Origin of the sequence: Sphingomonas sp. H160509 (assembly GCF_024124765.2) — a bacterium.
In the GTDB taxonomy this organism is placed as follows: Bacteria; Pseudomonadota; Alphaproteobacteria; order Sphingomonadales; family Sphingomonadaceae; genus Sphingomonas.
In genome coordinates this window covers 1058859-1073484 of sequence record NZ_JAMXSR020000002.1, presented here as the reverse complement: position 1 = coordinate 1073484, position 14626 = coordinate 1058859, and the positions used below count along the sequence as shown (strand labels likewise).

General features: G+C 66.3%; 12 protein-coding genes and 2 pseudogenes. 7 read left to right on the top strand and 7 right to left on the bottom strand.

Features of this window, described 5'->3' with window-relative positions; translation table 11 throughout:
• Positions 1-5: 5 nt before the first annotated feature.
• From fdhD to NHF48_RS06780, 4 genes are all read right to left on the bottom strand, one after another.
• A complete protein-coding gene (gene fdhD, locus NHF48_RS06795) occupies positions 6-797 on the bottom strand; it encodes a formate dehydrogenase accessory sulfurtransferase FdhD (RefSeq protein ID WP_253070639.1) in 792 nt (263 codons plus the stop codon).
• A complete protein-coding gene (gene mobA / locus NHF48_RS06790) occupies positions 794-1150 on the bottom strand; it encodes a molybdenum cofactor guanylyltransferase (protein ID WP_263816783.1) in 357 nt (118 codons plus the stop codon). The genes fdhD and mobA overlap by 4 nt, the downstream gene beginning before the upstream one ends.
• Positions 1134-1238 carry a hypothetical protein gene (locus NHF48_RS06785; protein ID WP_253070637.1) on the bottom strand — a complete coding sequence of 35 codons (105 nt, stop codon included), beginning with the start codon at positions 1236-1238 and terminating at the stop codon, positions 1134-1136. The genes mobA and NHF48_RS06785 overlap by 17 nt, the downstream gene beginning before the upstream one ends.
• 68 nt (positions 1239-1306) lie before the next feature.
• A complete protein-coding gene (locus NHF48_RS06780) occupies positions 1307-3595 on the bottom strand; it encodes an FdhF/YdeP family oxidoreductase (protein ID WP_253070636.1) in 2289 nt (762 codons plus the stop codon).
• A gap of 126 nt (positions 3596-3721) precedes the next feature.
• Between NHF48_RS06780 and trxB the strand changes: the two genes are divergently transcribed.
• Complete coding sequence (gene trxB / locus NHF48_RS06775) at positions 3722-4690, top strand: thioredoxin-disulfide reductase (protein ID WP_056058078.1); 969 nt, start codon at positions 3722-3724, stop codon at positions 4688-4690.
• A 109-nt stretch (positions 4691-4799) separates the two neighbouring features.
• Here trxB and NHF48_RS06770 read toward each other — a convergent pair whose 3' ends face one another.
• The 3 genes from NHF48_RS06770 to NHF48_RS06760 are packed head-to-tail and all read right to left on the bottom strand — an operon-like array spanning position 4800 to position 6549.
• A complete protein-coding gene (locus NHF48_RS06770; protein WP_253070635.1) occupies positions 4800-5576 on the bottom strand; it encodes a hydrolase 1, exosortase A system-associated in 777 nt (258 codons plus the stop codon).
• Positions 5564-6241: a hypothetical protein gene (locus NHF48_RS06765; protein WP_253070634.1), complete on the bottom strand. Its 678-nt coding sequence runs from the start codon at positions 6239-6241 to the stop codon at positions 5564-5566. Before NHF48_RS06765 ends, NHF48_RS06770 begins: the two co-directional genes overlap by 13 nt.
• 29 nt (positions 6242-6270) lie before the next feature.
• Positions 6271-6549 carry an acyl carrier protein gene (locus NHF48_RS06760; RefSeq protein ID WP_093397165.1) on the bottom strand — a complete coding sequence of 93 codons (279 nt, stop codon included), beginning with the start codon at positions 6547-6549 and terminating at the stop codon, positions 6271-6273.
• A gap of 94 nt (positions 6550-6643) precedes the next feature.
• Between NHF48_RS06760 and NHF48_RS06755 the strand changes: the two are divergent.
• From NHF48_RS06755 to NHF48_RS06730, 6 genes and pseudogenes are all read left to right on the top strand, one after another.
• Positions 6644-8201 (top strand): annotated as a pseudogene (locus NHF48_RS06755) (acyl-CoA ligase (AMP-forming), exosortase A system-associated); the annotation flags it as partial.
• Between the two features lie 77 nt (positions 8202-8278).
• Positions 8279-9505 (top strand): pyridoxal-dependent decarboxylase, exosortase A system-associated, encoded by a 1227-nt coding sequence (locus NHF48_RS06750; protein WP_253070633.1) that lies wholly within the window; start codon positions 8279-8281, stop codon positions 9503-9505.
• A 140-nt stretch (positions 9506-9645) separates the two neighbouring features.
• Positions 9646-10290: an XrtA/PEP-CTERM system exopolysaccharide export protein gene (locus NHF48_RS06745; protein ID WP_056058093.1), complete on the top strand. Its 645-nt coding sequence runs from the start codon at positions 9646-9648 to the stop codon at positions 10288-10290.
• A 10-nt stretch (positions 10291-10300) separates the two neighbouring features.
• Positions 10301-11826: pseudogene (locus tag NHF48_RS06740) on the top strand (XrtA system polysaccharide chain length determinant).
• Positions 11827-11831: 5 nt separating this feature from the next.
• Positions 11832-12938: an AAA family ATPase gene (locus NHF48_RS06735; RefSeq protein ID WP_253070632.1), complete on the top strand. Its 1107-nt coding sequence runs from the start codon at positions 11832-11834 to the stop codon at positions 12936-12938.
• Between the two features lie 636 nt (positions 12939-13574).
• A complete protein-coding gene (locus tag NHF48_RS06730; protein ID WP_253070631.1) occupies positions 13575-14615 on the top strand; it encodes a hypothetical protein in 1041 nt (346 codons plus the stop codon).
• Positions 14616-14626: the final 11 nt, after the last annotated feature.

Below are 14626 nucleotides of genomic sequence, written 5' to 3'. Positions count from 1 at the left end.
TGCTGCTACGCGAACACGTCCCACGGATCGTTGACGACCAAGATCGCGTCGCTGCGGGCGAGCGCGAGCAGCGTCAGGCCGTGCTCGCGCGCATGATCGATCGCCAGGCTGGTCGGTGCGGATATTCCCACCAGCATCGGCGCACCGGCAATCAGCGCCTTGTCGACCATCTCGAAACTGATCCGCGACGTGACGAGAATGAAGCCATCGATCGGCTGCCCCGTGATCGCGATGCCGCCGACGAGCTTGTCGAGCGCGTTGTGACGGCCGACGTCCTCATACGCCGCAACGATCCGACCCTCGCGATCGCACGCGGCCGCGGCATGGATCGCGCCCGTAGCCGCGTTAAGAGGCTGGTGAGCGCGCAGGCCACCAAGAGCGGCAAACAGCGCGTCGACAGGCGTGTCGGGCTTTGGCGGCGTCCTCGGGACCGGTTTGCGAAGCTGTTCGAGCCCGGAGATGCCGCACAGCCCGCAACTCGTGTCGCTGGTCCGGTGGCGGACGCGGTCGTGGATGCGGCCCTTGCAACGATCGGACAGCCCGACGCGAACGATCCAGCCCGCCTCAGCTTCGAAGATGTCGATGTCGCGCACGTCGTCCGCGCTGTCCGCGAGCCGCTCCGTCAAAAGGAAGCCGGTCGTAAATTCAGCCAAATCGGCGGGCGTCATCATCATCACCGCATAACCAAGCCCGTCGATCTCGATCGCGACAGGAACTTCGACCGCGATGGCGCGCTCGCCCGCGGTAATCGAGTCAGGCCGCAGGATCTTGATCGCTTGGTTGCGCGACGTGGTCATAAGGTATCGAGGTCCTGCGGCGTGTTGACGTTCGGGATAGGCGCACCCGCCGGGATCGGGATAGCCCCGATCGCCTCCGCCCACTCGCGAACCGATCGCCGCGGCACGGCCTCGATATGGGAAAGCAAATTGCCGAGCAAACCCGTCTCCCAATGCCCGAGCACCGGAGCGTCGGGACAATAGGCGGAGGCGCCTCGGGACAGCGCCGTCAGCAGTTCGTCCGGCAACCATGGCATGTCGCACGCGATTGTCAGCACCGACGTGAACCCGCGCTGGGCTGCGTAACCGAGCGCGCCTGCGATGCCCCCCAATGGCCCGACATCCGCCCTCGGCAGGTCAGGGGATCGCCCCATCGCGTCCCGCGATCACCGCGGCCTCGACATGAGGCAACAGCAGCGCCCGCGCATGCTCAGCCAGCACGCGTCCGTCCAACACTGCCATCGCCTTGTCGGACCCGAAGCGAGACGACCGCCCGCCCGCCAGTACGACGCCGAGAATACGCCGCTCGGTCAGCGCGTCTTCTCGATCCGCACAGGTACCGATTTGGCTGCCGGAACATGGCTTTCGCGAGCATGGTGGGCGACCGGTATGAGCAGATTGCCTTCGGGGTAATAGGCACCGATGCAGCCTTCGGGGATCGCATATTCGACCACGCGCAGTTTGTTCAGGCGGCGATCCGAATTATCGCCTGCGTCACCGACCAGATCGACATCGTCGCCATCGTTGATCCCCATTCGGATCATGTCGCTGCGATTCATGAAGACGATGTCGCGCGTGCCCTTCACGCCGCGGAAGCGGTCGTGATAGCCATAGACCGTCGTATTGAACTGGTCGTTCGACCGCAGCGTCATCAGCCGGAAGCGGCCCTCCGCCTCCTCGAACCCGGTGACGTTCAGCGCCTGCGGCACGTTGATCTCCGCCTTGCCGCTCTTCGTCTTCCACTCGCGGTGTGCCGCCGGCACGCCCTTCCAGAAGCCGCCGGGCGTGAACATCTGGTCGTTGAAGTTCTTGAACAGGTCCGGATACGTCACCTCGATCGCATCGCGAACGCGCGCATAATCGCGCACCCATGCGTCCCAATCGAGCTTCGGATTTGGCGCGAGCGTCGCCTTGGCGATCCCCGCGACGATCGCAGGCTCGGACAGCAACGTCTCGGAAGCCGGCGTCGCCTTGCCCTTCGAACCGTAGATCTGGCTGAACGAATCCTCGATCGACACGCTCTGCGGCCCGGTGCCCTGCATGTCGGTCTCGATCCGGCCCAAGCAGGGGAGCAAATACGACGTCTCGCCGGGCAGCAGGTGAGAGCGGTTGAGCTTGGTCGCGATATGCACCGTCAGGTCGAGCGCGCGCCACTTTGGCTCCATCCGCGCATGATCCGGGATCGCACGGACGAAGTTGCCGCCAAGCCCGACGAACGCCTGCGCGCTGCCGTCGAGGACCGCCTCGCACGCCTCGACCGTATCCCAGCCCTTCTCGCGCGGCGGCTCGAACCCGTATTGCTCGGCAAGCTTGTCGAGCGGGGCGAGCTCGGGCTTCTCGGTGATCCCGACGGTGCGCTGGCCCTGGACGTTCGAGTGACCACGAACCGGACCCATGCCCGCACCCGGCTTGCCGATATTGCCGCGGAGCAGCATCAGATTGACGACCATGTGGACGTTGTCGATCCCGCCGACATGCTGCGTCAGCCCCATGCCGTACACCGCGATGACCGCCTTCGACTTGGCATAGACCTTCGCCGCCGCCTCGATCTCGGTCCGGGGCAGGCCGCTCTCATGCTCGATCGTCGCCCATTCGGTCGCGCGCGCGACATCGGCGAACGCTTCGAAGCCGATCGTGTGCTCGGCGAGGAACGCGTGATCGAGCACCGGCAGGCCGTTGATCCGCTTGGCGTTGTCGTCGGCCTCGATCAGATATTTGCACATCCCCATGATCGCGCCGACGTCGCCACCGGTCTTCAGCTGATGGTATTGAGAGGCGATCGGCGTCGACTTGCCAGTCACCATTTCGATCGGGTTCTGCGGATCCTGGAATTTCTCCAGACCGCGCTCCTTGAGCGGATTGAACACGACGATCTCGACCCCGCGCTTCGCACAATCGCGCAGCGGATGCAGGAACCGCGGGCTGTTCACCCCAGGGTTCTGCCCGAAGTAGAAGATCGCGTCGCACTTCTCATAGTCCGACAGGTGGATCGTGCCGACCGCCGAACCGATCGCCGACTTCAGCCCGACCGAGGTCGTCTCATGGCACATGTTCGAGCTGTCGGGCAGGTTCTGGCTGCCATACATCCGCGCGAGCAGGCTATACATGTACGACGTCTCGAGGCTTGCGCGACCCGACGCGTAGAAGATAACCTTGGTCGGATCATACGTCTTCAGCTTGGCGCCGATGCCGGCAAACGCCTCGTCCCAGCTGCATGCCGCATACTTGTCGGTCGCGGCATCATACTTCAGCGGATGCGTGAGCCGCCCGGCCTGTTCGAGATCGTAGTCCTTCCAGCCGATCAGTTCGCCGACCGTATGCTGCTCGAAGAACGCAGGCGTCACCCGGAACGAAGTCAGCTCCCAGGCGGTCGCCTTCGCCCCGTTCTCGCAGAACTCGGCAACATGCGGATGCGCCGGCTTGCCCCACGCGCAACTCACGCAAGCGAAGCCATCCGGCTTGTTCTGCCGGGCCAGTTCGCGGATCACCTCAGGCCCGACCTTCTCGCGCGCGGAAATCTCGACGAGCGACTTCATCGACCCCCAGCCGCCAGCTGGTGCGGTGTAATCCTCGATCTCTACGGTCCGGTCGTCGCTCATGCTCATCTCCGCTTTTGTCCTTCAACGCAGTGGCAAAGCTTTCGATGCAGGCGCGACAGATTTACCGGCGGTTCAAATCCGCCCGCGCATCCCCTAGATGCAGTCTCGAATCTCCAAGGAACTCCGATGACGACGCACACGACCCGCATGCTTATCCTCGGCTCGGGCCCAGCCGGGCTCTCCGCCGCGATCTATGGCGCGCGTGCCGGGATGGCGCCGATCGTCGTGCAGGGCATCCAGCCCGGCGGCCAGCTGACCACGACCACCGATGTCGAGAATTATCCCGGCTTCAAGGACGTGATCCAGGGGCCGTGGCTGATGGAGCAGATGCAGGCACAGGCTGAGCATGTCGGCACGCGGATGATGTGGGACACCGTCACGCAGGTCGACCTGACCAGCCGCCCGTTCCGCCTGATCGGCGACAGCGGCGACGTGTATGAGGGCGACACGCTGGTGATCGCGACCGGTGCGCAGGCCAAGTGGCTCGGGATCGACAGCGAGGAGCCGATGAAGGGCAAGGGCGTCAGCGCCTGCGCGACCTGCGACGGCTTCTTCTACCGCGGCAAGAAGGTCGCCGTGATCGGTGGTGGCAACACCGCGGTCGAGGAGGCGCTGTACCTCACCAACCATTCGCCCGACGTGACGCTGATCCACCGCCGCGATTCGCTCCGTTCGGAGAAGATCCTCCAGGAACGCCTGTTCGCGCACAAGGGCGTGACGGTGCTCTGGAACAAGGAGGTTCGCGAGTTCGTCGATGGCGGCGGCAATGCGGGTCTGGTCGCGCTGGAGCTCGAGGACACGGTGACCGGCGAGCGCTCGCGGCTTGCGGTCGATGGCGGGTTCGTGGCGATCGGGCATCACCCGGCGACCGAGCTGTTCCGCGGTCATATCGACCTCGATTCGGACGGGTATATCTCGGTCGAGACCGGTTCGACCCGTACCAGCGTCGAGGGCGTGTTCGCGTGTGGCGATGTCGCGGACAAGGTGTACCGGCAGGCGGTGACGGCGGCGGGCACGGGCTGCATGGCGGCGCTGGATGCCGAGCGTTTCCTCGCGGCGGCCGAGTTTGCGGAGCTGGCCGAAGCCGCGGAATAACGCCCGCGTCCTTCGTCATCGTCATCGTCATCCTGACGAAAGTCAGGATCCAGGTTTCCAAACGATAGCGGTTATGGCGCTGGTCCTGCGTTCATCAGGACCAGAGTAGCTACTCCTGCTCGATCCCGTCGACGATCGCGGCGTGGAGCGCTGCGGCGTTCTCCGCCCCGGCAAAGCTATGTGACGCCGTGTCGAACCGCTTCACTTGCGCGCCACCGCGGTACCGTGCGGCAAAGGCGATCGCGGTCGCGTCGGCCGTCGCAAGGACGATGGCGGCGTCGTCGTGCCAGCCGTCAAGTGCGGCCAAGACGTTAGTCGTTAGTGAAGCACGCTCTTCAGCCTTGGCGGTCACAATCCTTTTCAAGCCTCTGAGAAGCTTGGTAAACCTGACCTTTCCTTCCAGCGCACGCCGCCACGTCGCGGGGTCGCGAAGCGCGCTCTGATAGCGGGCCCGGATCGCGTCGGCGGGGGGCAGGTCGTCGATCGGTTGCACGACCCAGGGGTTGGCGACGATGATCCGGTCGATCCCCGCCGATCGTCCGAACAGCGCAAGCGTGCTGGCCGCGTCGCAATTGCCGAAGCCGACCAGTCGAGTGACTCTGGGTGCCGCGCGGCGGAACGCGGCGGCGGCTGCGATCAGGTCAGGTTCGGCGCTGAGGAAGCCCTCATTGTCGCCCGTCGAATCGCCAACGCCGCGGCGGTCGTAACGGAACACGGGTATGCCAGCGGCGGCCAGTCGATGCGCCAGCATCGCCATGCCGCGATGGGCGCCGCTGCGAATCTCATTGCCGCCGGACACGACGAGCAGTCCTGTAGACCCCTCTGCCTCGTCCAGCGTTGCTGCAAGGCTTTCGCCTTCGCAAGCGAACGCGATCAGCTTTCGCACGATGCGATCCAGTGTGAGATGTCGTCGGCAAGTATCTGAGCCAGCGCGGTATCGTTGTCTGGCTCTGAGCGGCGCCACAGGGGCGATGCTGCATATTTCACGTCTGCGTCCCGCGGATCGGATTCGAGCCTGACACCTCGCAGGCGGCCATCTCCAGCATAGGGTGTGGCGTCGCGTAGGTCGGCCAACATTTCGCGGGACAGCGTGTTGCCCGCATACTCGGTTTCGTTAGCGGGAGCGGACCGGGACGTCGTTCGCGTGCGATCCAACTCGCGCAACAGATCTTCGCCGGTTTGCGCGGATAGCTGCCACCGGCCGGCAAGCGCCGCGTCGGTATCGAAGAGCGCACCGCTTCTTATCGAAATGCCGTAAGTGTTCCGGCCAAGTCGCTGAGCAAGCTCGGTATAGGCTGTCCGCTGGTCGCGGAGCCGCGCTTCGCCGGTGACGACGATGCTCTCGCCGGTGCCGGGCAGATCGGGAAGCACGCTGCCGATCCCATGATCAGCAAGTTTGCGTAAAATCGTGACGAGGAACTGGCGGGTCCGATTCGCTTCTTCGAACAGCGGGAGGGCGGCGATAACGACAGGGCCCGTATCGGGGCCGAACCGCAGCATCGCTTCGCGGCCACCGCTCCAGTCATAGGTATCGAAGCGCAGGGCGGTCATCACGGGTGAGGCTAGACCGCCCGTTAAGGCTAGACCAGTGCCTTGCTCGCGGCAAACTGGACGAGCGCGCCGAACGTCTCGAGCATCTCGCCGTCGATCTCGTCGTCCTCGATGAGGATACCGAGGCGGTCCTCGAGTTCGGTCAGCACGCTCGCCACCGCCATCGAATCGAGTTCGGGCAGCGCGCCGAACAGCGGTGTGTCGGCGGTGAACGCGGCGACGCGATCGGCGCTGAGGCCGAGAATATCGGCGAGGACGGCGCGTACCGTCGTTTCGACTTGGGAAGTGCCTTCGAAGATCACGAGCATCGCCTGAACGGTTAGGAACCCGGCTCCGCTAGCGTGTGGGGGGTGAATTCGGCAACGGGTTCGCGCTAACGGGGCTTGGCGCTATTAGGGGCGCATGATCGCGCTCGACCCCAAGCCGTACCCCATCGACCACATCGCGCTGCGTGGTGCGCCGGATGCCGTCGCGCTGGTCGACAAGGCGGGCACGATGACGTTTGCCGAGCTTGAGGCAGGGGGTCTGTGCACTGGCGGGGTGGCTCGCTGCCCGGGGGCTGTCGGCGGGCGACCGCGTCGCGACGTGGCTACCGAAGACGCGCATCGCCTGCCTGATGCCGCTCGCGACGGCGCGAGCAGGGCTGGTGCATGTCCCGGTCAACCCACTGCTCCGGCGAGCGCAGGTCGCGCATATTCTGGGGGACGGCGGCGCTCGCTTACTGGTGACCCAAAGCGCGAGGGCCGGGACGCTAGACGATGGCGACGTACCGGACGGCTGCGCGATCGTGGACGAGACGGAGCTACTCTCGTTCCCCCGCGAACGCGGGGGCCCAGGATTGCAGAGCGCGACGCCAGTGATTCCTGGCCCCCTGCCTTTGCGAGGGAACGGAATGTTGGGTCCCTCCGACGCCGATCCCGATACCCTGGCCGCGATCCTCTACACGTCCGGCTCCACCGGCCGCCCGAAAGGCGTGATGCTAAGCCACGCCAACCTGTGGCTCGGCGCGATCTCCGTCGCGCACTATCTGAAGCTGACGCCTGAAGACCGCGTGCTCGGCGTACTCCCCTTGTCGTTCGACTACGGCCAGAATCAGCTATTCTCCACATGGGCAGCCGGCGCGTCGATAGCGCCGCTCGACTACCTCGTCGCACGCGACGTGGTGAAGGCGGTCGAGCGGGTCGAGGCGACGACGCTGGCAGGTGTGCCGCCCTTGTGGGTTCAGCTACTGGAAGCAGAGTGGCCGGTGGAAACCGCCGCGCGGCTGAAGCGCCTGACTAACTCGGGCGGCGCGCTGACGCCGCGACTCGTGCAGGGCCTGCGCGAGCGGTTCCCGACGGCGGAAGTGTATGCAATGTACGGGCTGACCGAGGCGTTCCGGTCGACCTATCTCGACCCGGCGCTGATCGATACGCATCCCGATGCGATGGGGCGGGCTATTCCGTTTGCCGAGGTCTCAGTGGTGAAGCCCGACGGCACGCGCGCTGCGCCGGGGGCGGCGGGGGAACTCGTGCATGCGGGCCCACTCGTAGCGCAAGGCTATTGGCAGGACGAAGCGCGGACGGCGCAGCGGTTCCGGCCGGCGCCCGATGGTAACGGTATGGCGGTCTGGTCCGGGGATACCGTCGTCGAGGGCGAGGACGGTCTGCTCCGATTCGTCGGTCGCGATGACGAGATGATCAAGAGCGCAGGCAACCGTATCAGTCCGCTCGAAATCGAGGAGGCGGTGCTGGCAGGCGGCGAGGCGCGCGAGGCAGTCGCGATCGGTGTGCCGGACGAGCGGCTGGGGCAGGCGATCGTCGTGATGCTGGCCGGGGATGCGAGCGAGGAGCCGGCGTTGCGGTTGCGACTGCGGACAACTTTGCCAAGCTTCATGCAGCCGGGGATATACCTTTGGCGGGACGAATTACCGCGCAATGCCAATGGGAAGCTGGACCGGTCTGCCATCGCGTCGGAGGTAAAAGCTTGTTCTCCCGCGGAAGCGGGAGTCCAGTCTGGGCCCCCGCCTTCGCGGGGGAACATGGAGGGGAGCGCGTCATGAAGCCGATGGGTGCTCTTCCTCTGGAGTTCGCACAGCAAAATGGCCTGCTGAAGATCGGCGGACGGACGGCCGACAACTGGGCCGCGCGCACTGCCGACACGCCGCTGTTCGTGTACGACATGGCGATCGTCGTTGCCCGCATCGCGCGGTTTCGTGCGGCGATGCCGGCGATCGACCTCCATTACGCCATCAAGGCCAATCCGCACGCCGACCTGCTGACCGCGATCGCGCCGCTGGTCGACGGGCTCGACGTCGCTTCCTCGGGTGAACTCGCGAAGGCTATGATCGTCAAACCCGCCGCCTCGATCAGTTTCGCAGGTCCCGGCAAGCGCGACGACGAACTCTCCGCCGCGATCACCGCCGGCGCCACGCTCAACGTCGAATCGGAAGGCGAGGCGGCGCGGGCGTTCGCGATCGGCGACCGCCTCGGGCAAACACCGCGCATGGCGGTCCGCGTAAACCCCGACATCGAGCTCCGCGGCTCCGGGCATGCGGATGGGCGGTCGCGCCTCGCCGTTCGGGGTCGACGCGGTGCGGGCGGCAGCGCTCGTAAAGGCGATCGTCGCAGCGGGCGCGGACTGGCGCGGGTTCCATATCTACGCCGGCAGCCAAGCGCTCGATGCCGGAGCGATCATCGAGACGCAGGCCGCGACGATCGCACTCGCGGCGCGATTGGCAGAGGAGGCCGGCGTCGCCCCCCGCTCGTCAACCTCGGCGGCGGTTTCGGCGTGCCGTATTTCGCCAGCGACGCGGCGCTCGACATCGAACGGGTCGGCGAGGCGCTGGCCGAAGCGCTCGCATCCCGCCCCGCGATCCTCGCCGAAACACGATTCGCGATCGAACTCGGTCGCTGGCTCGTGGCCGAAGCCGGCGTCTACCTCACCCGCGTCATCGACATAAAGCAAAGCCAGGGCGAGACCTTCGTCGTCGTCGACGGCGGCCTCAACCACCAGCTCGCCGCCAGCGGTAATTTCGGCACCGTCGTTCGCCGCAACTACCCGATCGCGGTCGCCGCGCGGATGGGCCACGCCCCGGCCGAAACCGTCTCCGTCGTCGGCCCGCTCTGCACCCCGCTCGACCGGCTCGGCGACAAGGTCGCGCTGCCCCCCGTCCACGTCGGCGACCTCATCGCGATCTTCATGGCCGGCGCCTACGGGGCGAGCGCCAGCCCGACTGCGTTTCTCGGGCATCCACCGGCGTCCGAGATCGTTTCTGGTATATAAGGCGCAGTTGCAGTGCCTTGGCGGGGCATGGTTACGGGGCGCTCCTAACGCTATCTTCACCTGTTACTTGCATAGCGAAGGCTGAGTTAGCCGCCCGTCGGGCAACCGATGGACGGCGCGGCGCCAGGAGAAAGTTACCCATGCGTTCCGGATCTGTATCGAAATCCCTGCTGACCCTAGGCCTCGCCGCGACCACGCTCGGCGCGTGCACGACCGGCAGCACGCCGCCCGCACTGCCGCCCGCCTCGTTCGTCGCGAAGCAGGAATTGCCGGGCGAGGAATATGTGATCGGCCCGCTCGATCAGCTCAACATCTTCGTCTGGCGCAATCCCGAGCTGTCGTCGAAGGTACAGGTGCGTCCCGACGGCCGGATCACGACGCCGCTGATCAACGACCTGCCCGCGGTCGGCAAGACGCCCGCGATGCTCAGCGACGACATCAAGAAGGCGCTCGGGGCCTATATCAAGGACCCGATCGTCTCGGTGATCGTCGAGAATTTCAGCGGCACCTACAGCCAGCAGGTCCGCATCGTCGGCGCGACCGAGAAGCCCGCGTCGATCCCGTACCGCGCCAACATGACGTTGCTCGATGCGATGATCGCGGTCGGCGGGCTCAGCCAATATGCGGCGGGCAACAAGGCGCGGCTGGTGCGCTACGATCGCGCGACCGGCAAGCAGACCGAGTTCGGGTTGCAGATCAACAATTTGCTGAAGAAGGGCGATTCGTCGGCCAACGTCCGGCTCGCGCCGGGCGACGTGATCATCATCCCCGAATCGATGTTCTGAGGCGATCGGGATGAACGGGATCTATGACGAGGTGCGGATCGCGCTCCATGCGATCTGGACGCGGCGCTGGCTGGCGCTGGCGGTGGCGTGGGGCGTGTGCGTGCTCGGTTGGCTGGTCGTGTCGCAGATCCCGAGCCGCTACGATTCGACCGCGCGCGTCTTCGTGCAGATGCAGACGATCCTGCCCTCGGGCATGGACGGCGTGCCACAGGTCGCGCCGATGACGGTCGACACGATCCGCACGACGCTGATCTCCGCGGTAAACCTCGAAAAGGTCGTGCGCGGCACCGATCTCGCGAACACCGTGTCGAGCGACCGCGACGTCGCCGACCGAGTCGCGGCGCTGGCCCCGAACATCAAGATCGTGTCGCAACAGGATAATCTGTTCCAGATCACGACGAGCGCCGCGACCCCGAAGCTCGCACGCCAGATCACGCAGAAGCTGATCGACCTGTTCGTCGAGCAGAACCTCGCCGGCGATCGCTCGAAGACGACGCAGAGCCTGACCTTCCTCGACCAGCAGCTTGCCTCGCGCCAGAAGCAGCTCGCCGATGCCGAGGCCAAGCGCGCCGACTTCCAGAACCGCTATCTCGGCGCTCTGCCCGGCACGGGTTCGGTCAGCGACCGGATCAGCGCCGCGCGGTCGCAGATGTCGCAAGTCGACGGCGATCTCGCCGCCGCGCAGTCCAGCCTCGCCGCGGTCCAGGGCCAGATGGCCGGGACGCCGGCAACGGTCGCGGGGACGGGGGGGCGTCGCTGGCGCGGCCGGGCCGGCGCGCGCACGGCTCCAGGCGATCCAGGGTCAGCTCGCCGACGCTCGCGCGCGCGGCTATACCGAGAACCACCCCGACGTGATCGCGCTGAAGAGCCAGCTCGCATCGGCCACCGCGGCCGCGCGCAGCGAGCCGCTGTCAGGCGGCAGTGCAGGGGGCAGCGCGCAGAACCCGCTCTACGCGTCGCTCCAGTCGATGGTCGCGGATCGCACCGCCACCGTCGCCTCGCTGCGGATGCGGCGGAGCCAGTTGCAGGGCGACCTCGACCTGCTCAATTCGAAGCTGTCGGGCGATCCGGAAGTCGCCGCCGAACAGGGCTCGATCGATCGCGATTATCAGGTGCTGAAGGACCAGTACGACGCGCTGCTCAAACAGCGCGAACAGACCGCGATCGTCGGCCAGGCGCAGTCGCAGAGCGATCACGTAAAGTTCAGCGTGATCGATCCGCCGACGATGCCGAGCAAGCCGAGCGCGCCGAACAGATTGCTGCTACTCACGGGGGGTTCTGATCGCGGGACTCGCGGCGGGGATCGGCGCGGCCTTTGCGATGGGGCAGCTGCGATCCACGTTCGCAACGACCGCGCGGCTCGAAAAGGCGGCGGGCATGCCGGTGATCGGGTCGATCGGCGAAGTGGTGACGCGCGTGCAATCCGGCCAGCGTCGGCACAAGTTGAAGATGTTCCTGGGCGGTACGGCCGCACTGGGCGTCGCCTATGTCTTGTTGCTGGGGGTAGAGATCCTCCAGCGCGGACTGGCGGCATAGGGGGGATGACCGTGACGAAGCCTGATCGCGAACCCTCGCTGCTCGAACGAGCGGCCAAGGTGTATGATTTCAACGCGCACGCCCGGCTGCGCGGTACCGTTGTGCCGACTCCGCCGCAGGTCGACGCGCCCCCCGGTTGCGCCCCCGGTCGCGCCCCCGGTCGCGCCCGTGGTCCCCCCGTCGTCGAGGTGCCGGAAACCGAGTCGCCGAAGCTCGAAACGCAGGTCGAAGAAACGCCTGTTGCGGCGTCTGCGCCGGTATCCGAGGCCGAGCCGCCGCACGAATTCGTCGACCCCACCTTCCTAGCGATCCCGGAAGAACTGCGCGCACCGGTCGGTGACGAGCTTCCCGACGAATTCTACCTACCCGACGAAGCATCCGACACCGTGCGGATCGATCGCGGCATGCTGGCCGCGAACGGCATGATCGTCCCCGGTGCGCCCGTCGGCCCGCTTGCCGAGGAGTTCCGCCTGATCAAGCGGCAGTTGCTGATCACCGGGGCGCGTATCGCGGAGAGCGGGAGCGCCGACAAGGCGCGCATGATCCTGGTCTGCTCGGCGCGCCCCGGCGACGGCAAGACGTTCTGCGCGATCAACCTCGCGCTCTCGATCGCCGCCGAGCGTGACACCGAAGTGCTGCTGGTCGATGCCGACGTCGCAAAGCCCGATGTCGTCGCGCAGCTCGGCCTCACCGATGGCCCCGGACTGCTCGATGCGCTGGGCGATACCCGGATCGACGTCGAGGATCTCGTCATCCAGACCGACGTGCCGCATCTCTCGATCCTGCCTGCCGGGTCCAAGACCAGCATGGATACCGAACTGCTCGCCAGCGCGCGGACCAAGTCGGTGATCGCGCGCCTGCTCGAGGCCAATCCGCGCCGTGTCGTGATCTTCGATTCACCCCCTGCGCTGGCGGCGTCGCCGGCATCGGTGCTGGCGATGCGGGTAGGGCAGGTGATGCTCGTCGTCCGCGCCGACCACACCCCCGAGAACGAACTGCGGGCGGCAGTGAACCTGCTCGACGGGTGCGAGCATATCCAGCTCGTGCTGAATGCCGTGTCGTTCGTCCAGGGCGGCGCACGCTTCGGTAGCTATTACGGACATGCGGCGTGATGCGGACACTGCACACTAGGCGTATGGCCCTGAAGCTGGCGTTGATCGCCGGCGGTTGCGTGCTCGCCGCACTGCCCGCCACGCCGGTCGTCGCGCAGGCCGATCTGCCGACGCAGCCCGCGCAATCGTCGCGCCGCATCACGATCAATCCGTATGTCGAGGCAAACCAGACGCTGTCCGCCGATCTCAACGGTGGCGATGTGCTGACCTATACCAGCCTCGCCGCCGGCGTCGACGCGGCGGTCCAGACCCAGCGTATCTCGGGCCAAGTCAGCTATCGGTACGAGCATCGATTCGGCTGGGGCGATCGTCTCGGCGACGACGATATCCATTCGGGCCTCGCGCGCGTCGATGCCCGCGTCACGCCGAACCTCACGCTTGAGGCCGCCGGTATCGCCACCCGGTCGCGCTCGGATATCCGCGGCGCGGCGCCGGGCGTCCTCGTCGGCAATGTCAGCAACGTCAGTCAGATCTATTCGGTCTATGCCGGCCCCAGCTTCACCAGCAACGCCGGCCCGGTGACGCTGAACGCGAACTACCGGCTCGGCTATACCAAGGTCGACACGCCGACGTTCGGCGATGCCGGCCTGGGTGGGCAGCGGCTCGATTATTACGACGATCTCGATCGGCAACACCGTGACCGCCAGCGCCTCGGTGCGCCCCGGTGCGATCGCGCCGTTCGGGCTCACGGTCAGCGGTGCTTACGACCGCGAGACCGCCAGCCAGTTGAAGCAGCGTTACGAGGGCTATTACGGCCGCGGCGACATACTCCAGCCGATCTCGCCCTATGTCGCGCTCACCGCCGGCGTCGGTTACGAGAAGATCGAGACGAGCCAGAAGGATCCGGTCGTCGACGCGACCGGCACGCCCGTACTCGATCGCGACGGTCGCTTCGTCACCAACGAGGCATCGCCGCGCCGCGTCGCCTATCGCACCGACGGCATCTATTATGACGCCGGTGTCGTCTGGCGGCCCAATCGCCGGACCTCGGTGGAGGGGCATGTCGGGCGCCGCTACGGATCGCTCAGCTACACCGGCACAGCGACCTATCAGGCATCGGACTCCGTCGGCCTCGCGGTCAACGTGTATGACGGCGTGCAGACCTTCGGCCGTCAGCTCCGGACCGGTATCGGCAATTTGCCGACCAGCTTCCTGAGCGGCAACCAGCAGGGTTTTGGCCAGCAGTTCAATGGCTGCGTGTTCGGCTCCACCGGTGCGCAACCCGGCGGCTGCCTCAACGACGTGTTCCAGTCGATCTCGACCGCCAGCTACCGCGCACGCGGGATCGACGGCGTGATCTCCGCCACGCGCGGGCGCTCCACCTGGGGCGCGGGCATCGGCTACGCCAATCGCAAGCTCTATGCGCCGCGGCTCGCGCCCGGCTTGGTCGTCGCGGGTCTCGATGACGAAAGCTATTACGGCCAGCTCTTCTACACGCGCAGGCTGACCCCGGTTTCCGGCGTCAACGCCGACCTGTTCGTCAATTATTACGACAGCGGCGTCGACGACATCACCGGCGATACCGGCGTGTGGTCTTACGGCGGGACGGGGACATATTTTCACAATTTCGGGCGTCTCGGCACCACCGCGTCGCTCGGGCTTTACAGCTTCAAGGTCGGCGACCTCGACAGCGACTGGTCGGCGCAGGCGCTGATCGGTGCGCGGTACCAGTTCTGAAGGCGAGCAGC

What these genes read in the sequence shown, in the direction of transcription:
- fdhD (WP_253070639.1), bottom strand. Translation starts at nt 797, where the DNA reads ATGACCACGTCGCGCAACCAAGCGATCAAGATCCTGCGGCCTGACTCG.
- mobA (WP_263816783.1), bottom strand. Translation starts at nt 1,150, where the DNA reads ATGGGGCGATCCCCTGACCTGCCGAGGGCGGATGTCGGGCCATTGGGG.
- NHF48_RS06785 (WP_253070637.1), bottom strand. Translation starts at nt 1,238, where the DNA reads ATGGCAGTGTTGGACGGACGCGTGCTGGCTGAGCATGCGCGGGCGCTG.
- NHF48_RS06780 (WP_253070636.1), bottom strand. Translation starts at nt 3,595, where the DNA reads ATGAGCGACGACCGGACCGTAGAGATCGAGGATTACACCGCACCAGCT.
- trxB (WP_056058078.1), top strand. Translation starts at nt 3,722, where the DNA reads ATGACGACGCACACGACCCGCATGCTTATCCTCGGCTCGGGCCCAGCC.
- NHF48_RS06765 (WP_253070634.1), bottom strand. Translation starts at nt 6,241, where the DNA reads ATGACCGCCCTGCGCTTCGATACCTATGACTGGAGCGGTGGCCGCGAA.
- NHF48_RS06760 (WP_093397165.1), bottom strand. Translation starts at nt 6,549, where the DNA reads ATGCTCGTGATCTTCGAAGGCACTTCCCAAGTCGAAACGACGGTACGC.
- NHF48_RS06750 (WP_253070633.1), top strand. Translation starts at nt 8,279, where the DNA reads ATGAAGCCGATGGGTGCTCTTCCTCTGGAGTTCGCACAGCAAAATGGC.
- NHF48_RS06745 (WP_056058093.1), top strand. Translation starts at nt 9,646, where the DNA reads ATGCGTTCCGGATCTGTATCGAAATCCCTGCTGACCCTAGGCCTCGCC.
- NHF48_RS06735 (WP_253070632.1), top strand. Translation starts at nt 11,832, where the DNA reads ATGACCGTGACGAAGCCTGATCGCGAACCCTCGCTGCTCGAACGAGCG.